The organism is Symbiopectobacterium purcellii, assembly GCF_052050035.1.
Taxonomy (GTDB): Bacteria; Pseudomonadota; Gammaproteobacteria; order Enterobacterales; family Enterobacteriaceae; genus Symbiopectobacterium; species Symbiopectobacterium purcellii_A.
This window is the reverse complement of the sequence record NZ_CP189882.1, coordinates 1,561,109-1,581,825: the sequence shown is the minus strand read 5'-3', so window position 1 is coordinate 1,581,825 and position 20,717 is coordinate 1,561,109. Positions and strand designations below refer to the sequence as shown.

General features: G+C 51.8%; 20 protein-coding genes and 5 pseudogenes. 3 read left to right on the top strand and 22 right to left on the bottom strand.

Going from position 1 to position 20,717, the window contains the following annotated elements; genetic code table 11:
• The first annotated feature begins 80 nt into the window (after positions 1 to 80).
• Positions 81 to 1,160: an oxidoreductase gene (locus ACQGXV_RS11765; RefSeq protein ID WP_440866476.1), complete on the top strand. Its 1,080-nt coding sequence runs from the start codon at positions 81 to 83 to the stop codon at positions 1,158 to 1,160.
• Between the two features lie 38 nt (positions 1,161 to 1,198).
• Here ACQGXV_RS11765 and ACQGXV_RS11760 read toward each other — a convergent pair whose 3' ends face one another.
• The 9 genes from ACQGXV_RS11760 to ACQGXV_RS11720 all read right to left on the bottom strand — a co-directional run bounded on the left by ACQGXV_RS11760 (position 1,199) and on the right by ACQGXV_RS11720 (position 7,830).
• Entirely contained in the window at positions 1,199 to 1,630 is a 432-nt protein-coding gene (locus tag ACQGXV_RS11760) for a HipA domain-containing protein (RefSeq protein WP_440867388.1), read from the bottom strand.
• Positions 1,631 to 1,795: 165 nt separating this feature from the next.
• The gene (locus ACQGXV_RS11755) at positions 1,796 to 2,566 is read right to left on the bottom strand and encodes a type II toxin-antitoxin system HipA family toxin (RefSeq protein WP_440866475.1); all 771 of its coding nucleotides are present in this window, start codon (positions 2,564 to 2,566) and stop codon (positions 1,796 to 1,798) included.
• A 59-nt stretch (positions 2,567 to 2,625) separates the two neighbouring features.
• Positions 2,626 to 2,829: a hypothetical protein gene (locus tag ACQGXV_RS11750; protein ID WP_440866474.1), complete on the bottom strand. Its 204-nt coding sequence runs from the start codon at positions 2,827 to 2,829 to the stop codon at positions 2,626 to 2,628.
• On the bottom strand, positions 2,786 to 3,130 hold the full coding sequence (locus ACQGXV_RS11745; RefSeq protein WP_440866473.1) for a helix-turn-helix domain-containing protein: 345 nt from the start codon (positions 3,128 to 3,130) through the stop codon (positions 2,786 to 2,788). The genes ACQGXV_RS11750 and ACQGXV_RS11745 overlap by 44 nt, the downstream gene beginning before the upstream one ends.
• 288 nt (positions 3,131 to 3,418) lie before the next feature.
• Positions 3,419 to 4,165, bottom strand: a complete 747-nt coding sequence (gene rsmJ / locus ACQGXV_RS11740) for a 16S rRNA (guanine(1516)-N(2))-methyltransferase RsmJ (RefSeq protein WP_440866472.1) — start codon at positions 4,163 to 4,165, stop codon at positions 3,419 to 3,421.
• Complete coding sequence (prlC, locus tag ACQGXV_RS11735; protein WP_440866471.1) at positions 4,162 to 6,204, bottom strand: oligopeptidase A; 2,043 nt, start codon at positions 6,202 to 6,204, stop codon at positions 4,162 to 4,164. The genes rsmJ and prlC overlap by 4 nt, the downstream gene beginning before the upstream one ends.
• 234 nt (positions 6,205 to 6,438) lie before the next feature.
• The gene (locus ACQGXV_RS11730; protein ID WP_440867387.1) at positions 6,439 to 6,648 is read right to left on the bottom strand and encodes a DUF2623 family protein; all 210 of its coding nucleotides are present in this window, start codon (positions 6,646 to 6,648) and stop codon (positions 6,439 to 6,441) included.
• Positions 6,649 to 6,704: 56 nt separating this feature from the next.
• Positions 6,705 to 7,628 (bottom strand): IS5 family transposase, encoded by a 924-nt coding sequence (locus tag ACQGXV_RS11725; RefSeq protein ID WP_440862815.1) that lies wholly within the window; start codon positions 7,626 to 7,628, stop codon positions 6,705 to 6,707.
• Positions 7,629 to 7,689: 61 nt separating this feature from the next.
• On the bottom strand, positions 7,690 to 7,830 hold the full coding sequence (locus tag ACQGXV_RS11720) for a DUF2623 family protein (protein WP_440866470.1): 141 nt from the start codon (positions 7,828 to 7,830) through the stop codon (positions 7,690 to 7,692).
• A gap of 260 nt (positions 7,831 to 8,090) precedes the next feature.
• Here ACQGXV_RS11720 and ACQGXV_RS11715 point away from each other — a divergent pair.
• Positions 8,091 to 9,109, top strand: a pseudogene (locus tag ACQGXV_RS11715) (IS3 family transposase); the annotation flags it as partial.
• Between the two features lie 77 nt (positions 9,110 to 9,186).
• On the opposite strand, the pseudogene ACQGXV_RS11710 reads toward ACQGXV_RS11715, so the two are convergent.
• From ACQGXV_RS11710 to ACQGXV_RS11685, 6 genes and pseudogenes are all read right to left on the bottom strand, one after another.
• Positions 9,187 to 9,738, bottom strand: a pseudogene (locus ACQGXV_RS11710) (IS3 family transposase); the annotation flags it as partial.
• Between the two features lie 457 nt (positions 9,739 to 10,195).
• A complete protein-coding gene (locus tag ACQGXV_RS11705; RefSeq protein WP_440862518.1) occupies positions 10,196 to 11,170 on the bottom strand; it encodes an IS30 family transposase in 975 nt (324 codons plus the stop codon).
• A 142-nt stretch (positions 11,171 to 11,312) separates the two neighbouring features.
• Positions 11,313 to 11,806 (bottom strand): annotated as a pseudogene (locus ACQGXV_RS11700) (transposase); the annotation flags it as partial.
• Positions 11,807 to 11,900: 94 nt separating this feature from the next.
• Positions 11,901 to 12,770, bottom strand: coding sequence for a phosphoribulokinase (locus tag ACQGXV_RS11695; protein WP_440866469.1), 870 nt, complete (start codon positions 12,768 to 12,770; stop codon positions 11,901 to 11,903).
• A gap of 110 nt (positions 12,771 to 12,880) precedes the next feature.
• Positions 12,881 to 13,108 carry a YheU family protein gene (locus tag ACQGXV_RS11690; protein ID WP_196908059.1) on the bottom strand — a complete coding sequence of 76 codons (228 nt, stop codon included), beginning with the start codon at positions 13,106 to 13,108 and terminating at the stop codon, positions 12,881 to 12,883.
• Positions 13,105 to 14,100: a hydrolase gene (locus tag ACQGXV_RS11685; RefSeq protein ID WP_440867386.1), complete on the bottom strand. Its 996-nt coding sequence runs from the start codon at positions 14,098 to 14,100 to the stop codon at positions 13,105 to 13,107. Before ACQGXV_RS11685 ends, ACQGXV_RS11690 begins: the two co-directional genes overlap by 4 nt.
• A gap of 234 nt (positions 14,101 to 14,334) precedes the next feature.
• On the opposite strand from ACQGXV_RS11685, the gene ACQGXV_RS11680 reads away from it, so the two are divergent.
• On the top strand, positions 14,335 to 15,234 hold the full coding sequence (locus tag ACQGXV_RS11680; protein ID WP_440866468.1) for a transposase family protein: 900 nt from the start codon (positions 14,335 to 14,337) through the stop codon (positions 15,232 to 15,234).
• Positions 15,235 to 15,246: 12 nt separating this feature from the next.
• On the opposite strand, the gene ACQGXV_RS11675 is transcribed toward ACQGXV_RS11680, so the two are convergent.
• The 7 genes and pseudogenes from ACQGXV_RS11675 to ACQGXV_RS11645 all read right to left on the bottom strand — a co-directional run bounded on the left by ACQGXV_RS11675 (position 15,247) and on the right by ACQGXV_RS11645 (position 20,630).
• The gene (locus ACQGXV_RS11675) at positions 15,247 to 15,678 is read right to left on the bottom strand and encodes a helix-turn-helix domain-containing protein (RefSeq protein WP_440866467.1); all 432 of its coding nucleotides are present in this window, start codon (positions 15,676 to 15,678) and stop codon (positions 15,247 to 15,249) included.
• A 207-nt stretch (positions 15,679 to 15,885) separates the two neighbouring features.
• Positions 15,886 to 16,419, bottom strand: a complete 534-nt coding sequence (locus ACQGXV_RS11670) for an IS630 family transposase (protein WP_440862665.1) — start codon at positions 16,417 to 16,419, stop codon at positions 15,886 to 15,888.
• Entirely contained in the window at positions 16,343 to 16,708 is a 366-nt protein-coding gene (locus ACQGXV_RS11665) for an IS630 transposase-related protein (protein WP_440862584.1), read from the bottom strand. The genes ACQGXV_RS11670 and ACQGXV_RS11665 overlap by 77 nt, the downstream gene beginning before the upstream one ends.
• 38 nt (positions 16,709 to 16,746) lie before the next feature.
• Positions 16,747 to 17,434 (bottom strand): annotated as a pseudogene (locus tag ACQGXV_RS11660) (transposase); the annotation flags it as partial.
• A 48-nt stretch (positions 17,435 to 17,482) separates the two neighbouring features.
• Positions 17,483 to 17,743 (bottom strand): annotated as a pseudogene (locus tag ACQGXV_RS11655) (helix-turn-helix domain-containing protein); the annotation flags it as partial.
• Positions 17,740 to 18,222, bottom strand: a complete 483-nt coding sequence (locus tag ACQGXV_RS11650; protein WP_440863617.1) for a transposase — start codon at positions 18,220 to 18,222, stop codon at positions 17,740 to 17,742. The pseudogene ACQGXV_RS11655 and the gene ACQGXV_RS11650, both read right to left, overlap by 4 nt.
• Positions 18,223 to 18,722: 500 nt before the next feature.
• The gene (locus tag ACQGXV_RS11645) at positions 18,723 to 20,630 is read right to left on the bottom strand and encodes an ABC transporter ATP-binding protein (protein WP_440866466.1); all 1,908 of its coding nucleotides are present in this window, start codon (positions 20,628 to 20,630) and stop codon (positions 18,723 to 18,725) included.
• Between the last annotated feature and the right edge of the window lie 87 nt (positions 20,631 to 20,717).

Sequence of the window (20,717 nt, the reverse complement as noted above, 5' to 3'; positions counted from 1 at the left end):
TATAGCCATCTAGAAGTCTTTTTGTGGTAAGGTAGTGATTATTCACCGATGACAATCAACACACAACAGGACGTAGCATCATGACCAGCACCGCAATTCGCGTGGTAACCGGCCCCGCCAACTATTACTCCTACCCCGGCGCATTGCAGGAGTTGGAAACCCTTTATACCCCGGCACAGCTGGGAAGCGCGGTCTGGATTTATGGTGAACGGGCGATTGCGGCAGCTACCTCGTTTTTGCCTGCGGCATTCACCCTGGCCGGTGCAAAGCACATTGCTTTTGGCGGCCATTGCAGCGAAAGCGCGGTGGCGCAACTCTGTGCACAAGCGGGTGACGATCGTCAGGTGGTGATTGGTGTCGGTGGCGGTGCGCTGTTGGACACTGCTAAAGTGGTGGCGCGTCGCCTCGGTTTACCGCTGGTGGCTATCCCTACCATCGCCGCGACCTGTGCCGCTTGGACGCCGCTTTCCGTGTGGTATAACGATGAAGGTCAGGCGCTGCGTTTTGAAATTTTCAACGATGCCAACCATCTGGTGCTGGTGGAACCCACTATCATTCTGCGCGCGCCGCAGGAATATTTGCTGGCAGGGATCGGCGATACGCTGGCGAAATGGTATGAGGCGGTGGTGTTGAGCCCACAACCAGAAAATCTGCCGCTAACGGTGCGTTTGGGGATTGAAGCGGCGCTCTCTATTCGTAATGTGCTGCTCAACAGCAGTGAACAGGCGCTGGCCGATCAACGGCATGGCGAACTGACGCAGGCCTTCCTTGATGTGGTCGATGCGATTGTCGCTGGTGGGGGTATGGTCGGCGGCTTAGGTGAACGCTACACCCGCGTGGCAGCGGTGCATAACGGGCTGACCACCTTACCGCAAACCGAGCATTTCCTGCACGGCACCAAAGTGGCTTATGGCATTCTGGTGCAGAGTGAACTGCTCGGACAGCGCGACGTGACCGAGCAACTGATTGCGGCGTTTGCGCGTTTCAACCTGCCCACCAGCTTGAAGGCGCTCGGTGTTGATATCCATAATCACGCCGATGTGGAGAAAGTGATTGCGCGCACGCTGGCACCGTTCGAATTGATCCACGCGCTGTCTGTGCCGCTGAGTGCAGAAAGCCTGCGTGGCGCCATCGAGCGGGTTGAGGCGTTGTCGGCGTAAAGTTGCTAAGCGGTTTTCAGGTGTTGACTGGCCGTGCGTTATCTTATCAACTGCGCGGCGCGCTGCATTTGTGGATTCTCGAATGCGGGGATAAAGGCGTCGATATCCGTTTTGGTCATGCCTACGGTGTTGAGGATTGCTGATGCTCTCCAGTTATCCACCGTATGGTAGACTTGCGCAAGGATCGCATTAGCCTGCTGCGGTGATAAACGGAAGTCAGTGGCTTTTGCCAGAACGGCGTCGATCGAATCGACGGTGCCGTAGTCTTCATCGAGCCAAAGTTTTAATTCTTGATCCTTATCTGGGAACGGATTGACGTCAAAGGCAGGAGCCAGTCGCCATTGCCCGTGTTCAACGTGCAGAAAACCGTGATTTTGTAGATGGTCGTCCACATTGGTGATCAGCAGATTAAAGACAATGCGCCGCCATAATTCTGCCAAATCTTCTAACGGTGAGAGGCTTTGTTGAATAATTTAAGATACTGATTTATATAAGCATTATAAAATTTCAACGACTAATTTTTCCTCTCGGAATGCTTTTTATTGTGCTAACTATTTGATTTGTCGTTCTAACAAAATACATTCTCTGTAAATGCATTCTAACTAAAGAAGATGTAAATCAAACGGTTAAATTATTCAACAAAGCCACGGTGAGATGCTGTACGTGAGAATAACGTCGGCAATTTGGCTGTAGGCATAGTCTTCCGTGCGCGTGGCTTGCAGCATGGAACCTGCGGAAAGGTAAGGAATTCGACCACCATTTGGGATACGATCAAAGCGACGTATTAACGCCACTGGAATATCCTCAGACATAACGACGCGTGATTCGGCCACCCGAATACCTGCCGTTGCCGCGAGTTGTAGTGCTAACACTTCACCCCGCGTGACGCTGCGATCGTCCTGTACGCTGGGAAATTTACCGATAGCCAGATGCCCGTCATCATCCATGACGGAACATTTTGGGCGCATGCCACCCAGTGAAGTCCCTCTTCCTCGTAGGTATTTCAGATCGGCGGTCGTTTCTTGGTTCATTTCGACAGCGCGTGTAGCACCAATCAGTTGCTGTAATTCAAGTAGCGGTGGTGTACCTAGACCACCGTCTATCGCGGAACGTAAAAAATTACCGTCAGCATCTATTAGTCGCAGTGCACCGATACGGCTCGCATCATCCACACCTAATAGAAAATCCATTTCTGTCAGAGCAGGACTTGCGCCCAGGCTCCCCTGTGCGATCTTGCGGCGTTTAGCGTGATCGCGTGCAATCACACGGCAGCCCCATCCGTCAGGTTCCGTGTCGGCAAAAGCAAAATGGAACAGAGAGTCTTCCTTGCTGGGCGCTTTACGGTATTGATAGCCTGCAATCAGCGCGAGGTCGGGAGATATTTCAAAACGGTTGGCCGCCGCCAACCATGTATCATCATAAGAAAACGCGGAAAATTCTCTGCGCCCTTCCTTGCTATATATAGCTAAGCGACATTATTTTGATAACAGCCAGCTATGCTTCTTTGCCACATATCAGGGCATCGGCTGTAATCATTTTTAAGTCGGTTGGCTATACCAATTCTCCTACCGGCAGTGCTGATTGGCCGATGGCGACCCGGACGGCCTGCTGTTTTGCCGACATTACTATAACCCTCCCGAACCTGACGTGAGGCGTTTGGTGCGTACACGTTGAGGAAGTGCATCGTTCATCATCATCAGACCAATGTCATCCGTGGCGGTGTCCAGTAATCCGTTTATTTTCTCTAATTCGCCCAGTATCAGCAGCGACTGAGCCAGCGTTCCCATCGAGATACGCGGATCGCCCTTTTCCAAACGACGTAATGTAGCGACGGAGATGCCAAGGCGTTCTGCCATGGATACCTGTGTAATATGCCGTCGCCGCCGTGCCAAAGCGAGATCAGTGCCCAGCTTTTTGAGTGCCCGAACGGCAGGAGCAGAAAGCGACCGATTATTAGGTTTAGCGCTCACATATTTCCTCTTAATAAAGTTAAGCGCGCATATGTGAGCGCTTAAAAAGTTTTCGCATTTCTTTCCCCAAGTGTAGCAGTCGTTATAGCCAACCGACTTAAAAATGATTACATCCTATGCCCTGATATGCGGCAAAGAAGCATAGCTGGCTGTTATCAAAATAATGTCGCTTGGCTATATTTTTTAATCAATGCATAAAGGGATAAGCGATCATGGATAATTGCTAATACTCGTTAAGCGCTCATATATGAGCGCTTAACGGTAAAAAGACAAAATAAAGACGATGAACTACAGCGGCAAATAAAAATCAAAGCGGTGGCTTTTGGTGGTCAGCATCGATTGGGCGGCAATGCCTGCCAGCGGCGGAGCGTAGTCGGGGCGTTTTACCACCACGCGCTTTTTCGCCAACGCCCGCGCGGGAGCCAGTAGGGCATCCGCATCGTCGTCCGCGCCCACCAGCGATTGAAACACCCGCATCTCTTTCTTTACCAGCGCACTTTTTTGCCGATGAGGAAACATGGGATCGAGATAGACCACATCCGGTGGCGGTGTGATATCGCTTAGGGCGGTGTGGCTTGAGGCATGAATCAGCGTCAATCTTTCGCGTAGCCACGCGCCTATCTCGGCATCTTCATAGCCGCGGCGCAAGCCATCGTCGAGCAGTGCGGCAACTACCGGTTTACGTTCCAGCATGCGTACACGACAGCCTAACGAGGCCAGCACAAACGCGTCACGGCCCAACCCGGCGGTAGCATCCACGACGTCCGGCAGATAATCCTTTTTGATGCCCACCGCTTTGGCAACCGCTTCACCACGTCCGCCGCCAAAACGACGGCGGTGGGCCATTGTGCCAGTGACGAAATCGACATAGATAGCGCCGAGCTTCTCTTCATCCTGCTTGCGCAGCTCCAGACGTTCTGGCGTTAGCACCAGCGCCAGCGTCGCGCTGGTGTCGTCCTGCAACCCCCAGCGTGCCGCTAGTGCATCAAGGTCGCCTCTATCGGCGCCCCCTTCTGTCAGCAGGCTGATGTTCACCCTTTAATGCCATAATGGTGCAGCATGGCATCAAGCTGTGGTTCACGGCCACGGAAGCGCTTGAACAGATCCATCGGCGCTTCGGAACCGCCGCGCGACAGAATGTTATCCAAGAAAGACTGGCCGGTAGTGCGGTTGAAAATGCCTTCTTCTTCAAAGCGCGAGTAGGCGTCCGCTGCCAGAACATCCGCCCACAGGTAGCTGTAGTAGCCTGCGGCATAGCCGCCTGCGAAGATATGGCTGAAAGCGTGCGGGAAGCGATTCCAGCTTGGGCTGGGCACGACGGCGACCTTGGCTTTGACATCGGCCAGTGTCGGCAGAATTTGTGCCCCTTTTGCCGGATCGTATTCCGCGTGCAGACGGAAATCGAACAGGCCGAACTCAAGCTGGCGCAGGATAAACAGCGCTGCCTGATAGTTTTTTGCCGCCAGCATTTTGTCCAACATGGCTTGTGGCAACGGTTCGCCGGTTTCGTAGTGACCGGAGATAAATGCCAGCGCCTCCGGTTCCCAGCACCAGTTTTCCATAAACTGGCTCGGCAATTCGACGGCATCCCATGGCACACCGCTAATGCCAGCCACCCCAGCGGTATCGATCTGCGTCAGCATATGGTGCAGGCCGTGACCAAACTCATGGAACAGGGTGGTGACTTCATCGTGGGTGAACAGCGCGGGTTTGCCGTTGACTGGACGGTTGAAGTTACATACCAGATAGGCCACCGGTTTTTGCAGTTCGCCGTTACTCTTGCGCAGGCGTCCCGCGCAGTCATCCATCCAGGCACCGCCACGCTTGTGTTCCCGTGCATAGAGATCGAGGTAGAAACTGCCGCGCAGCCCGCCGTTTTCATCAAACAGGTCGAAGAAACGCACTTCGGGGTGCCACACGTCTACGTCGTGGCGCTCTTTGGCGGTAATGCCGTAAATGCGCTTCACCACTTCAAACAGCCCTTCAACCGCGCGTTGTTCCGGGAAATAAGGGCGCAGTTGCTCATCGCTGATGGTGTAGAGGTGCTGCTTTTGCAATTCGCTGTAGTAAGTAATGTCCCACGGTTGCAGTTCGCCAGCGCCATAATGCGCTTTGGCGAAGGCGCGCAGCTGTGCCAGTTCCGCTTCCCCTTGTGGGCGAGCACGCGTTGCCAGATCGTTGAGGAAATCCAGCACCTGCTGCGGGTTTTCTGCCATTTTGGTAGCAAGGGATTTATCCGCGAAGCTGCCAAAACCCAACAGTTGTGCCAGTTCATGGCGCAGCGCCAGTTCCTCTGCCATCACTTCGCTGTTGTCCCATTGACCTGCGTTCGGCCCCTGATCGGAGGCGCGGGTTGCATAGGCGCGATACATCTCTTCACGCAGCGCCTGATTGGCGCAGTAGGTCATGACAGGCAGATAGCTGGGGATATCCAGCGTCAGCAGCCAACCTTCCAGCCCTTTTGCCTCGGCTTGTGCAGCAGCGGCGGCCAGCGCGCTTTCCGGCATTCCTTCAAGCTGCGCGACGTCAGTGATGTGCTTATTCCAACCCATGGTGGCGTCGAGTACATTGTTACTGTACTGCGCGCCCAGTTCAGACAGGCGCGCGGCAATTTCGCCATAGCGCTTCTGTTTTTCCGGCGGCAAACCGATACCGGACAGTTCGAAGTCACGCAGCGTATTATCCACCGCTTTTTTCTCCGCGACGCTCAATGCCGCGTAGTGGGCCCCTTCTTTAAGGTCGCGATACGCCTGATACAACCCGGTGTGTTGTCCAACCCAGGTCCTGTATTCAGAGAGCAGCGGCAAACATTGCTCATAGGCAGTACGCAGCTCAGGGCTATTTTTCACGGCATTGAGATGGCCGATCGGGGAAAACAGGCGACCCAAACGATCGTCGCTCTCTGCCAGCGGTTGACACAGATTTTCCCAGGTGAACGGTGCCCCCTGCGCGACGACGCGCTCAACCGCACTGCGGCAGTCTGCCAGCGCAGATTGAACGGCGGGGACGATGTCATCAATGTTAATGGCGGAAAACGGGGGCAGGGTAAACGGGGTCAATAATGGATTCGTCATATCACGGTCCTATCGTTATGTGTCAGCCAGCGATAAGGGCAGTCGCGCGAGCGGCAGCGCTGGCAAAAAAAGCGAATTATTGATTAACATGAGGCCAGAAAGGGCAAAAATCAATGAACGGTGGAAAATTCCCTGAGCATGAGAAAACCGCGCGTATTGCACACGTTAGCATGGGGTACTGCGCAGAGGTTTCACCGCGGTGTGGCGGACAGTGTGAAGAGGACGGCATGGTGTTTAACGTGCCATACGTACTGCCTCATTCCCTCCCGGCGTATCATAACCGGCATAAAAATAGACCACGGTTTGTTGATTGCCGTATTCACTAAAAAACTCAGCGATACGGTCACGCTCCAGCCCATAGCGCCGTGAGAGCAGACCTGCCTCAAACGCGGCTTTTTGCCGATCGCCCACCGCCTCCGCCAGGTTATACGCATATCCACAGATGGCTTTGTTGAATAAATCAGAATTAGCCGACAGGATGACTCCCTCTGCTACACCTGTTATCCTATCCTGACGCTGTGTGGCATACCCAACAACGTCATACGGTTCAGCGCTTTGACCATCGCTATGGCTTCACCTACTTGAGCCTCATAGTCACGCAGGCTCAGATGGCCACCCAGCAAAGTTTTTATGCGGAACATCGCTGTTTCTGCCACTGAACGCCGGTGATAACCCACTTTCTTTTTCCACATATCATTACTCCCGCTCAGACGCTGATTCGCCACCGCATGGTTACGTTCATGGTACTTGTCCGGCCAGTATTTGGCTCCGCTTCGCGGCGGGATAAGGGGCCTGATTTTCTTTCTTAGCAACGCATCGTGGCAGTAACGGGCGTCATAAGCACCGTCTGCTGACACTTCCCTGATTTTTCGGTGGGTTTGGTTAATCAGGCCCGGCAGTGCCTGCGCATCTGTCGTTCCGCTGAGCGATAAGTCGGCACAGATAATCTCATGCGTCGCACTGTCTGCTGCCAGATGAAGCTTGCGCCACACTCTTCGTCTGTCAGCCCCATGCTGCCTGACTTTCCATTCACCTTCGCCAAAGACCTTCAGACCGGTACTGTCGATGACCAGATGCGAGATTTCACCACGCGTTGGCGTTTTTATGCTGATACTGACGGTTTTTGCCCGCCGACTGACCAGAGAGTAGTCCGGGCAGCGCAGTGGCAGGCTCATCAGTGTAAAAACCGAGTCGACAAAGCCCTGTAATGCCCGGAGCGACAGGTTAAACACGCGCTTTATCATCAAAACCGTGGTAACAGCCATATCGGTGTAGTAAAGCGGCCGACCACGACCTTCAGGCGAAGAACTGTCAGTCCATGCAGCGATGGCCGACTCATCAAGCCAGACCGTCAGGGAGCCGCGTTGTCTGAGTGCTTTGTTGTAGGTGGGCCAGTTGGTGATTTTAAACTTTTGCTTTGCCATGGGGAGCTGCTATCGGGAGCGATGATAGTGCTTTGATCCGGCGATCCCCTGAAAGTTCGATTTATTCAACAAAGCCTCCACAGATATAACCGCGTCGATATTCGAGACCGTGGTGCTGAATTTCGCTCAAGGGTTGTGGCGTCTGGGCCTTAAGCCCGTCCATAACGCCGTCGCCAAAGGGGTTTGCCATGATGATCTCCACTTACTACCGTTATATATTCAATAATATAACGATCGATCGGCCCTTTCGGCAAGGGGGATTGCAAGAGGATTGCGTTATGGTTTTCCGGTGATATTTTCTGCGGCAGAACGTTTATACTGTGCGGGACATGATCTTGCCTTCGGGCACCCTGCTTATTTCACCGGAACAAAAACCGTTATGTTGAGTTTGTAGTGGCATACTGAATTTGGCCACCTAAGTAGAGGTGATATGCTTACCTCATAATTTTTATAGGTGCCAAAATGAGTAAAATAATTACTGCTGAATTTAAATGTGAAACCGCCAAATTAGTCCTTGACCAAAATTATACCTACCAGGAAGCCGCGAAAGCCATGAACGTCAGTCTTTCAGCGATTAGCCGGTGGGTAAGAGCCCTTCGTTTAGAACGTCAAGGGAAAACATCGCCTGGTCTGCCATTAACACCTGAACAAATTGAGTTCAGAGAAATGAAGAAAAAAATCCACCGACTGGAAATGGAGAATGCCATCTTAAAAAAGGCTACTGCGCCCTTAATGTCCGACTCACTGAAAAATTCTCGGTAGTTGAAAAGCTAAGAGCGCTTTATCCAGTGAAAGCGTTGTGTCGTATTTTTAATGTTCACCGAAGCAGTTATCGCTATTGGTGTCGACCTAAGGAGCCAGATATTGAGCGGACGATAAAACGTAGCCTGGTCAGCGAAGCGTGGAACGTTAGTGGCGGGTCTGCGGGCGCAAGGACTATCGCCACGATGGTTACCAATACACACGACGTGAAACTTGGGCGGTGGTTAGCGGGTAAGTTGATGAAAGAATTAACCCTCGTTAGTTGCCAAACAAGAAAACATCAATACAACCGCGGTGGAAATGAACGTATTGATATTCCAAATCTGCTCAATAGGCAGTTCGCTGTTACCAAGCCTGACCAGGTTTGGTGCGGCGATGTAACCTATATTTGGACAGGCGACCGATGGGCGTATCTGGCGGTGGTATTAGATTTATTTGCCCGAAAACCCGTGGGTTGGGCAATGTCGTTTTCGCCAGATTCAGAATTAACAGCCAAAGCACTACAAATGGCTTGGGAACTGCGTGGGCATCCCAAACAAGTCATGTTTCATAGTGACCAAGGAAGCCATTACACCAGTCTTCAGTATAGGCAGGCATTGTGGCGTTATCAGATGACCCAAAGTATGAGTCGCAGAGGAAATTGTTGGGATAATAGTCCGATGGAGCTATTCTTCCGTAGTCTGAAGACTGAATGGGTGCCAACGACTGGCTACCAAAACGGCTTTGTTGAATAAATAGATATTATTCTGCGCAGCCATAAAGGCTGCGGATTCCCTTGAGGTAAAATCTGTAGTGGTCAACTAAATTTGGCCACCCTACCTGACTGTTGATGGAACAGCCGTTCTGATTCACTTGGTGTTAACCCACCGTTATACCAGTGAGGTCTGACATCGCTATAATAATGGGTTATGTAGCGAATAATGGATGATTGAGCAGTACTAAAGCTTTGGTAGCCAGTCGTTGGCACCCATTCAGTCTTCAGACTACGGAAGAATCGCTCCATCGGACTATTATCCCAACAATTTCCTCTGCGACTCATACTTTGGGTCATCTGATAACGCCACAATGCCTGCCTATACTCACGACTGGTGTAATGGCTTCCTTGGTCACTATGAAACATGACTTGTTTGGGATGCCCACGCAGTTCCCAAGCCATTTGTAGTGCTTTGGCTGTTAATTCTGAATCTGGCGAAAACGACATTGCCCAACCCACGGGTTTTCGGGCAAATAAATCTAATACCACCGCCAGATACGCCCATCGGTCGCCTGTCCAAATATAGGTTACATCGCCGCACCAAACCTGGTCAGGCTTGGTAACAGCGAACTGCCTATTGAGCAGATTTGGAATATCAATATAGCCAAGCGACTTAATTTTGATTACACCATATGGACTGAGAACAAACTCTCTGTATAGCCAAGCGACATTATTTTGATAACAGCCAGCTATGCTTCTTTGCCGCATATCAGGGCATAGGATGTAATCATTTTTAAGTCGGTTGGCTATACGTTCATTTCCACCGCGGTTGTATTGATGTTTTCTTGTTTGGCAACTAACGAGGGTTAATTCTTTCATCAACTTACCCGCTAACCACCGCCCAAGTTTCACGTCGTGTCTATTGGTAACGGCTTTGTTGAATAATTTAAGATACTGATTTATATAAGCATTATAAAATTTCAACGACTAATTTTTCCTCTCGGAATGCTTTTTATTGTGCTAACTATTTGATTTGTCGTTCTAACAAAATACATTCTCTGTAAATGCATTCGCCCCATTCCCAGTCGAAACGCAACAAAACGGTAGGGCATTATGCCGCCTGTAAGTGCGTTAAAAATACCTCATTTGGAGAACGATAACCCAGCGATTTTCGGCCTCGCGTATTGAGCAGGTGTTCGAGTGCTGCAACCTTGCGATGGGTGACATAATTGAAGTCCGTTCCCTTCGGGTAAAAACGCCGTATCAGCCCGTTGGTATGCTCATTCAACCCGCGTTCCCAGGAATGATATGGCCGGGCAAAGTAGACCGGTGCCCCCGTGACTTTTGTAATTTCCCCGTGCTGGGAAAATTCAGAACCGTTGTCAGCAGTCAGGGTTTTAAACTCGCAGAAGGTATTGGCAACGATGTCCCTGAAGGCCGCTACCACTGTCTCTGCTCGCTTGTTGGGCAGTTTGCGAATGATGACCAGCTTGACGGCTTTATCGACCACCGTCAGCAGGAATGATTTCTGATCTTTGCCAAAGATGGTGTCAATCTCGAAATGCCCGGGTTCCTGCTTGAGGTCAGCAACGGCCGGCCGCTGCTCAATGCCAACACGGTTGGGAATAGGACCGCGTTTGTTCTCATCGGTCTGATAGTTATACCGTTTACCCCGATGAGGGAGCTGCTGATACAGCTCACCGCCGGCCCGGCGCTCCTGCTGGATATAGCGATAGAGCGAGTTCTTGCTGACGGACAGGCCAAATTCCAGGACCAGGCGCCCACTGATGACCTCAGGTGAGGTGTGGGTAGACAGCGCCGTTCTGATAACGTCCTGAATGTGCGGTTCAAGCTGGTTAATCACGCTGTCCGGCCGAGTTTTCTGCCGCCGCCCTCTGGCCAACGTTTCGGCCCTTCTGCAGGAATAGACCCCGTTGAAAGCGGCGTCGGTATTGCGTCTGAGCTCCCTGCTGATGGTAGAACGAGGAAGCTCCAGTTCCCGGGCGATGGTGGCCTGGTTAACCCCATCACCACGCCGTTTTTCGATGTAGAACCGCTCTTTGTGAGTCAGATGTTTTCCCTGCATGCAACGGGATCTCCAGTAGGGCCAGAACTGTGATTTTATCCGGGTCTGGCCAGTGGGTCACTTTGTTGCATTTCGACTGGGAATGGGGCTTCTAACTAAAGAAGATGTAAATCAAACGGTTAAATTATTCAACAAAGCCATTGGTAACCATCGTGGCGATAGTCCTTGCGCCCGCAGACCCGCCACTAACGTTCCACGCTTCGCTGACCAGGCTACGTTTTATCGTCCGCTCAATATCTGGCTCCTTAGGTCGACACCAATAGCGATAACTGCTTCGGTGAACATTAAAAATACGACACAACGCTTTCACTGGATAAAGCGCTCTTAGCTTTTCAACTACCGAGAATTTTTCAGTGAGTCGGACATTAAGAGCGCAGTAGCCTTTTTTAAGATGGCATTCTCCATTTCCAGTCGGTGGATTTTTTTCTTCATTTCTCTGAACTCAATTTGTTCAGGTGTTAATGGCAGACCAGGCGATGTTTTCCCTTGACGTTCTAAACGAAGGGCTCTTACCCACCGGCTAATCGCTGAAAGACTGACGTTAATGGCTTTCGCGGCTTCCTGGTAGGTATAATTTTGGTCAAGGACTAATTTGGCGGTTTCACATTTAAATTCAGCAGTAATTATTTTACTCATTTTGGCACCTATAAAAATTATGAGGTAAGCATATCACCTCTACTTAGGTGGCCAAATTCAGTATGCCACTACAGCGGGCTGCGTGTGTTTAATCTCAGCCCGCGCTACGCCCTTCTGCCAGCCGTTTTACCAACGGTGCCATGATCAGCTCCATGGCGAGCCCCATTTTTCCCCCCGGCACCACCAACGTATTGATGTGTGAAATAAACGAGCCTTGCAGCATGGCCAGCAGGTAGGGATAGTCAATATGCTCGACGCCCTGGAAATGGATCACTACAAAGCTCTCGTCCAGCGAAGGGATCGCCTTGGCCGCAAAGGGGTTTGAGGTATCGATAGTCGGTACGCGCTGGAAGTTGATGTGGGTGCGAGAAAACTGCGGCGTGATGTAGGTAATGTAATCCTCCATGGAACGCACCACCGAATCCATCACGGCTTCACGCGAGTGACCGCGTTCGTTGATATCGCGCACCAGCTTTTGAATCCATTCCAGATTGACGATGGGAACCACACCGACCAGTAGGTCAACGTGCTGGGCAACATCGTACTGGTCAGTGACCACGGCACCGTGCAGCCCCTCATAAAACAGCATATCGGTAGGATGCTGCATCGGCTCCCATGGGGTAAAGGTGCCGGGCACCTGATTGTAGGGGATCGCCTCATCATAAGTGTGCAGGTATTTGCGCGTTATTCCGGTACCGTTGCGGCCATATTCGATAAACGCCTGCTCAAGCAGGCTGAAATTATTGGCCTCTGTGCCGAAATAGCTGATATGGCGACCCAAATCTTTCGCTTTGCGAATCGCCATGTCCATCTCTGGCCGGGTATAACGATGAAAGCTATCACCTTCCAGTGAAGCGGCTTTTATCTGCAACTGCTGGAAGATCTTCCTGAACGCGAGGCTGGTCGTGGTGGTGCCTGCTCCACTGGAGCCGGTAACGGCAATGATCGGGTGTTGTTGCGACATGCGGTTGCACTCCGTCGGATTAGGCATTTGGCTAACATGGCTCTCACTGTATAACAGACCCGGTGACGCAAGACGACCCCCCGCAAGTCAGGAAACGGTGATTTATCACGTTACGGCGTATTTTCATTTAGCTGGGTGCGCGGCATGATATTCAGCGTTTCATGCAGCTCTGACCACACCAGCACCACATCGCCGGAGGCAAGCTGGCGGCGTATATCCCTGACCTTTTCCTCCAGTGAGCGCTCCTGCTCGCCGTAATCCGTGCCTTCACGTAACACAAAGGATTCAATAATATTTTGCAGGGTATCGCTATCAAGCTGCTGCCAGGGAATCATCATGCTATTGCCTCTGCGGTGTCCGCCGATAGAAAGCGCGTGAACCAGGCCGTAATGCGTTGTTCCAGCCACATTTCCGGTTTCAGTAATGTACCGCCGACAAACCCGACGTGTCCGCCGTGCGCTGTCAGTTGGTATTCGATAGTGTCGGGCAGGTGGCTGATGTCTGGGATCACCTCGGGTGTCATGAAAGGATCGTCCTGCGCATGGATGATCAGCGTTGGCGTGCGAATGGTGGGCAGCAACGCCAGTGCACTGCACTGATGGTAGTAGTCGGCAGCATCCTGAAAACCATGAATACGGGCGGTGATTGCATCATCAAACTCACGCAATCCTTTGATACCTTGCAACTGTGCCGGAATAATCGGTAACGAACCCGGGTAGCGCGCCAGCTTACGCCGGGCATTCTGTTTCAACTGCCCTACCAGATAACGCTGATAAATACGGGAAAATCCCTGCTCGATTCTGCGGCTACAGGCGTCGAGATGAAACGGCGCGGAGACAATCGCCGCAGCGCAGAGCAACCGGGCTTCTTCCCGTTTAGCCAGCAGGCAAGCCAACATGTTGCCGCCCAGAGAAATGCCGATGGCCGCGGTTGGCACGTCGCCTAGCGTATCTCGCATCCAGCGTAGCAGATAGCTGCCATCGTCCGTTTCACCCGAATGGTAGATACGATTCAGACGGTTGGGACGTCCGCTACAGCCGCGAAAATGCATAATCACCGCCAGCCAGCCTTGTTGACGGCACGCTTGCAACAAACCGTGTGCATAGGGACTGTGAAAGCTGCCTTCCAGACCGTGAAACAGCACCACGCGGGGTTTATGGCATGCGCCTTGCGGCGCTTCGCTCCAAGCCAGATCGACAAAATCGCCGTCAGGCAGATCGAGTTGTTGCCACACCGGTTGCAAGCGAGCACGGCGGCGAATCAAGCGCGGCAACAGCGTTTGTACATGCGGGTTATCAGCCCCGCGTAACGGGCGAAATGTTGAGCACAGCATGGGAATCGAAACGACCTCGGGAAATAATTGTGCGATATTGATCACACTGCGCTAACCTGCTTGCGCCGCTCAGCGAGCATTGCGGTGTAACAGACGGGCTAACGCTCAGTCAGGTCAATAAATCATACCGTAACGGTGGGGACAAGAAACTAGTTGCTGAATAGAGACTTGCATTTTTTGTCAGGCTATTGAGAATAAAAAGAGGTTTAACTTAGAGAATAAAGGTTTGAAATGATCAACAAAGAGCGGTTGTTACGAGATAATCGTTTATGTAAAGCAATCATTGGATTATCAGTCGAAGAATTGAAAAATTTAGCCGCTGAATTTTCAGCTTGTTATTTGATTTATCGGAAAAAGAATCGAAAAGATCACGAGCGACAGATGGGTGCAGGGCAGAAAGGATTTATCCCAACCCCATTAGATAAACTGCTTTTTATTTTATTGTATTTAAAATGTTATCCGACCTATGATTTGCAAGGACTTCTTTTTGGTTTAGATAGAACACGGGTATGTCGCTGGGTAAAAATATTATTGCCGGTTTTAGAGATGACCTTGGGGCGAGAATGTGTTTTGCCCGCTCGTCAAATTCGCTCTGCTGAGGAATTTTTTCGCGCCTTTCCTGGAGTTAAAGACGTCTTTATTGATGGGACAGAGCGACCTGTCCAAAAGCCTAAGAATCTGCGTCGGCGAAAAAAAATGTATTCGGGAAAGAAAAGACAGACCACTCGAAAAGGGCTTATTATTACTGACGAAACAAGGCAAATTGGATTTATCCCCATGAGCAAAAATGGGCGCCGTCACGATAAACGCTTACTCGATAAAGTCGATATAATTCGCCATATTCCTCCTGAGGTAACCATCTGGGCAGATACCGGTTTTCAAGGTATAGATAAACAGCATCCTAATACACAAACCCCAAAAAAAGGAACTCGAAAAAGACCTTTATCGCCTGAACAAAAACAAGAAAATAAAATAATCTCGGGCATCCGTATTACAGTTGAACACGCCATCGCGGGTATCAAGCGCCTCGGTTGCATGACCCAAATTTTACGGAATCGTAGACCCTTTATTGATGTTACCTTCTTACTCCTTAGCGCCGGTCTTTGGAATTTCCATCTCAGAACAGCGTAAAATTTACTTCAATCACCGAAACACCCTTATTTCACTATTAAGCAACACGCTTAGCTCACCGCCGGCCCGGCGCTCCTGCTGGATATAGCGATAGAGCGAGTTCTTGCTGACGGACAGGCCAAATTCCAGGACCAGGCGCACACTGATGGCCTCAGATGAGGTGTGGGTAGACAGCGCCGTTCTGATAAAGTCCTGAATGTGCGGTTCAAGCTGGTTAATCACGCTGTCCGGCCGTGTTTTCTGCCGCCGCCCTCTGGCCAACGTTTCGGCCCTTCTGCAGGAATAGACCCCGTTGAAAGCGGCGTCGGTATTGCGTCTGAGTTCCCTGCTGATGGTAGAACGAGGAAGCTCCAGTTCCCGGGCGATGGTGGCCTGGTTAACCCCATCACCACGCCGTTTTTCGATGTAGAACCGCTCTTTGTGAGTCAGATGTTTTCCCTGCATGCAACGGGATCTCCAGTAGGGCCGGTGCGTGTCAAGGTAGTTGTCGCCCCAGTTGATTCATACGGCCTGTTTTTCCCGTTCCGGATTTAGCCACACTTCGTCCTGCCGCTCCCAGTTTCTTGTTGGCCCTGACCAACGATGCGGGTTCTGCATTTTTGCTGCCTCATACACCGATTTTCGCTTTATAGCCAAGCGACTTAATTTTGATTACACCATATGGACTGAGAACAAACTCTCTGTATCGCAACCCATCTCTCTTTTTTTGCTTTTTGCTTGTGCCCATTTATGCTCAATTGGGTTAAGATCTGGCGAATATGTAGGCAAATACTCCACCATATACCCTGCATCGATGATGACTTGTTGAATATTATGTTTTTTGTGAAAAGTGGCATTGTCCATCATGATTACACTGTTTTTAGGGAGTACTGGGATAAGGACTTGTGTGACCCAGGCATAGAAAACATCGCTGTTAATATTGATATCAAATAATCCGATAGCAAACAGCGTTGTGCCTAATAAAGCGCCGATAACATTTGTTCTTCCCCTAGCTCCCCAGTTCTTCAGGCCAAAACACCGTTGACCTTTTGGGGAATAGCCGTGAGTCCGTGGGGCATCGTGTGAAAAACCACTTTCATCAATAAAAACAATAGGTTTACCTTCTTTTTCATACTGTTGTTTTTTTTGTTGAAATCCCTGCCGGGCGTTTTCGTCGGCTTTCGGATGACGTAGAGTTTTTTTTATAGGTCAATCCCAGCTTTTTAAGCGCTTGCCAAATGGCCTTCTGACAAACGCCAAAACGCTCTGCACGTTCTTTTTGGTAAGCATCTGGATATTGTTCAACATCTTTTATCAACTCGGATTTATCGATCTTTCGCTGACGCGTGGTCGATGCTTTTGACTCTATTTGATTAATCCAACGCGATACAGAGGCAGGGCCAATCCGAAATTGCTTCGCTGTTTCTCGGATACTCAACCCTTCGTTTTTCCGTGTAGATATCACTTTACGTCTAAAATCAATTGAATAGCTCATTTAAATAATGTAATCAAAATTAAGTCGTTTAGCTATACCAGCAACTGGCTGTCTTCGCCTCTGTGCCGCTGGCCCGGCGTGACATACCGGATACCGCTATGGCGATGTTCCTCGTTGTACCAGCCGACGAAGGTTTCCACCCAGGCTCGCGCATCTTCCAGCGTTGCAAAGCCTTTTTCAGACCATGCAGGCACGTATTTCAGCATCCTGAACAGCGATTCCACGTGGGCGTTGTCGTTGCTTACCCGCGGCCGACTGTGTGACGGGGTTATCTTCAGCTCCGCAAGCTTCACCTGCAGCACCTGTGACTTCATCGGTGCACCGTTATCCGCATGCAGTACCAGCGGCTCCTGCCAGCAGCGCTCGCTCAGAACCGTTCGCTTCAGCAGTTCTGCTGCATACTCGCCGCTTTCGACCGGGTACACCTCATAACCCACTATTTTGCGACTGAACACATCTTCTATGAGATACAGGTATAGCCAACCGACTTAAAAATGATTACATCCTATGCCCTGATATGCGGCAAAGAAGCATAGCTGGCTGTTATCAAAATAATGTCGCTTGGCTATAGAACCAGTGACCCGCCGTCAGCGACTTCAGCCAGGTGATGTCCCACGACCACACCTGGTTCGGCGCGATCGCCTTCCATGTCGACAGCGGCTTACTTTGCGGGGCCTGCTGACGCCCGCGATGACTGACCTCTCCGGCACGGCGCAACACCCGGTAAAACGTCGATTCACTGGCAACGTAACGCCCCTCATCGGCTAGTGCCGGTACGATTTGCGCCGGCGACAGACTGGCGAATCGTGGCTCATGGCAGATGGCCAGCACCTGCTGTTCCGCTTCAGCACTGAGCCTGTTTTTCGGCATCGGCCGTGATGCCGTCGGTCGCCGGTCGTCAGGACTTAGCCGCCAGCGCTGGAACGTCCGCTCGCTAATACCTACAGACCTGCAGGCATCGCTTTGCCGGACGCCGGCAGTGGCAGCCTCCTCCAGCATCTTCATCAGCCGTAACCTGTCGGCTGTGCGCGTCATTCGACCTCGCGTTCTTCGTCGAAGAACGCCTTGAGCTTTTTTTCCAGAATGAGCAGTGCCGCCGCTTCGGCGAGGGCTTTGTCCTTGCGGGCTATTTCACGATTAAGCTGCTGAATTTCTTTTTGTTGTTTCTTTATTAAGGCTCTTTCTGCACGCTGACCTGGCTGCATAAACTCGTCCTTCCACTGCTGAATCTGTTCAGGATAGAGGCCTTTACGGCGACAGTATTCAGCCACAGCATGAGCAGAAAGCGGCGCGGTTTCAACGATAACGGCGAAGCGCGCATCCTGAGACCACTCCAGGTGGAGTTTACTCTCACTGGCTGCCGACTGAGTCGGAATTCCAGCCTGAGACCGCCAGCCATAAAGCGTATTGGCGGGAATGCCTTCCAGGCGGGATATCTGGTAAATAGACTGACTATGCGGCGGCAACATTCTGGCGATCACAGCCGCTTTACGTTCTGGCGAATAGCTTCCCATGAACAGCTTCTCCAGCCCCCTAGATTTTTTTCACTCAGAGGCGACAACTACCCTGACATGGGGGGGGCCAGAACGGTGATTTTATCCGGGTCTGGCCAGTGGGTCACTTTGTTGCATTTCGACTGGGAATGGGGCCGCTTACCGCGGCCTGTGTACTGCTGATCTGGCACTGATGATGGCCTGATTTTAGCCTGTTGGTTTTTGCCATTAATCGCGTTCAGAATCGCGCTGGGGTGGGCGTGTCCCCCGGGTGAGCGGCCTGGATGCCGCGAAAAGCAGCGCCGCGCCGGGAGCGCGTCGCTGGTGGCCCGAGATTCGGACACGAACGCCGAGGGGACCGTGTAGCGGCGTGATTCCTCGCGAAAAGGCTGGAGCCACGAGGCGACGGCGATTATGCGCCTCGTATCGGGCGCTGCTACAGGGGTAGCAGAAACCAGAGCCTGTTAACGCGCACGAAAGATGCACTGTGTTAACCGATATCCCCTTTCAGGGAACCTGAACTACCCCTCATTAAGCATCTGTTCTAACTGCTCTTGTGCGTCCAGCCAGGCCATTTCTGCCGCTTCCTGTTCGCCTTTGAGTTTGGCCTGTTGTTGCAGACATTCCGTCAGTTCAGCTTTGCGGCTTTGGTCGTACAGTTCGCTGTCCGATAAACGCGCTTCGACTTTTGCCAACGCCTCGGCGAGTTTCTCCATCTGCTGCTCATACTGAGCAATCTTTTTACGCAACGGCTGGGTTTGGGTGCGCAACTCTGCTTCGCGCCGCTTTTGGTCCTTGCGCGCCTGTGCGTTGTTGGTTGATGTGGTCTTATCGATGGATTCAGCGGCGCTGTTTTGCCGCTGCACGTCCGTCAGCCATTGCTGGTAATCCTCCAGATCGCCATCAAACGGCTCCACTTTGCGATCGTGCACCAGATAGAGATCGTCCGTGGTGGATCGGATCAGGTGTCGATCGTGGGAGACCACCACCAGCGCGCCTTCGAAATCGATCAACGCTTCTGTCAGTGCCTGGCGCATGTCCAAATCGAGGTGGTTGGTCGGTTCATCGAGCAGCAGCAGGTTAGGGCGTTGCCACACGACCAGTGCCAGCACCAGGCGGGCTTTTTCGCCACCCGAGAAACGCTCGGTCACTTCCGTCACTTTATCGCCTTGAAAACCGAAGCCGCCGAGATAATCGCGCAGCTGCTGCTCGGTTTCCCGTTCTGCCAAACGGACGAGGTGTTGCAACGGAGATTCATCCGCACGCAGAAACTCAAGCTGATGCTGGGCAAAATAGCCAAGTTTTACGCCCTTCGCCAGCCCGATTTCGCCGTGCAACGGGGCCAATTCACCCGCTAACAGCTTGATCAGTGTCGATTTACCGGCACCGTTGTGCCCAAGCAGGCCAATGCGTGAACCAGGAACCAGGTTGAGATTGATGGATTCAAGAATCAGTTTGTCACCGTAGCCTGCGCTCACCTTTTCCATGCGCAGCAGCGGATTCGGCAGCGATTCTGGCGCGCGGAAACTGAAGCGGAACGGATTGTCGACGTGTGCCGGGGCGATAAGCTCCATGCGTTCAAGCATTTTAATCCGGCTTTGCGCCTGCTTGGCTTTGGTGGCCTGTGCACGGAAGCGGTCGATATAGTGTTGCAAGTGCGCCACGCGCTCTTGCTGGTGTTCATACAATGCCTGCTGTTGTGCTAAACGTGTAGCGCGCTGACGTTCGAACGAGGAGTAGTTACCGGTGTATTCGAACAGCGTCTCTTGCTCAATGTGCAGGATCTTGTTGACGATGGGATCGAGGAAGTCGCGATCGTGGGAGATCAGCACTAGCGTGCCCGGATAGCTTTTCAGCCATTTCTCCAGCCAGATCACCGCGTCCAGATCGAGGTGGTTGGTCGGTTCGTCGAGCAGCAGCAGATCGGAGCGGCAAATCAGCGCTTGGGCCAAGTTAAGGCGCATGCGCCATCCGCCGGAAAAATCACGTACTGGCTGCTGTAATTGGGTCTGGGTAAAGCCAAGGCCATCGAGCAAGCTGGCGGCACGCGCAGAAATGCTCCAGGCTTGAATCGCATCCAGTTTGCCGTGTGCACGGGCGATGGCATTACCATCGTTAATGTCGTTGGCGTGCTGAAGTTCAGCTTCTAACTGGCGAAATTCACGATCGCCGTCAATAACATAGTCAATGGCAGGCACATCCAGCGCGGGCGTTTCCTGATTGACCCAGGCCAATGCCCAGTTATTCGGAAACATGGCGCTGCCGCAATCGGCACTTATCTCGCCTTTTAACAACGAGAGTAGCGTGGATTTGCCGCAGCCGTTTTTACCGACTAACCCGACCTTTTGGCCTGGATTGATGGTGGCACTGGCGTTATCAAGCAAGACGCGCACGCCGCGCCGAATTTGCAAAGCGGAGAAAACAATCATAAAGCGTCACATCTTCAGAGTATGTTAAATTATCACGGTTATCTCGGGACCGCGAACGTCCTGTTTGTCGTATCGTTATCGCGCAGC

Bases quoted from the DNA above. Each gene is read 5' to 3' on its own strand.
- ACQGXV_RS11765 (WP_440866476.1), top strand. From the start codon at position 81: ATGACCAGCACCGCAATTCGCGTGGTAACCGGCCCCGCCAACTATTAC.
- prlC (WP_440866471.1), bottom strand. From the start codon at position 6,204: ATGACGAATCCATTATTGACCCCGTTTACCCTGCCCCCGTTTTCCGCC.
- ACQGXV_RS11725 (WP_440862815.1), bottom strand. From the start codon at position 7,628: ATGGCAAAGCAAAAGTTTAAAATCACCAACTGGCCCACCTACAACAAA.
- ACQGXV_RS11705 (WP_440862518.1), bottom strand. From the start codon at position 11,170: ATGCAGGGAAAACATCTGACTCACAAAGAGCGGTTCTACATCGAAAAA.
- ACQGXV_RS11695 (WP_440866469.1), bottom strand. From the start codon at position 12,770: ATGTCGCAACAACACCCGATCATTGCCGTTACCGGCTCCAGTGGAGCA.
- ACQGXV_RS11690 (WP_196908059.1), bottom strand. From the start codon at position 13,108: ATGATGATTCCCTGGCAGCAGCTTGATAGCGATACCCTGCAAAATATT.
- ACQGXV_RS11680 (WP_440866468.1), top strand. From the start codon at position 14,335: ATGATCAACAAAGAGCGGTTGTTACGAGATAATCGTTTATGTAAAGCA.
- ACQGXV_RS11675 (WP_440866467.1), bottom strand. From the start codon at position 15,678: ATGCAGGGAAAACATCTGACTCACAAAGAGCGGTTCTACATCGAAAAA.
- ACQGXV_RS11665 (WP_440862584.1), bottom strand. From the start codon at position 16,708: ATGAGCTATTCAATTGATTTTAGACGTAAAGTGATATCTACACGGAAA.
- ACQGXV_RS11650 (WP_440863617.1), bottom strand. From the start codon at position 18,222: ATGGGAAGCTATTCGCCAGAACGTAAAGCGGCTGTGATCGCCAGAATG.
- ACQGXV_RS11645 (WP_440866466.1), bottom strand. From the start codon at position 20,630: ATGATTGTTTTCTCCGCTTTGCAAATTCGGCGCGGCGTGCGCGTCTTG.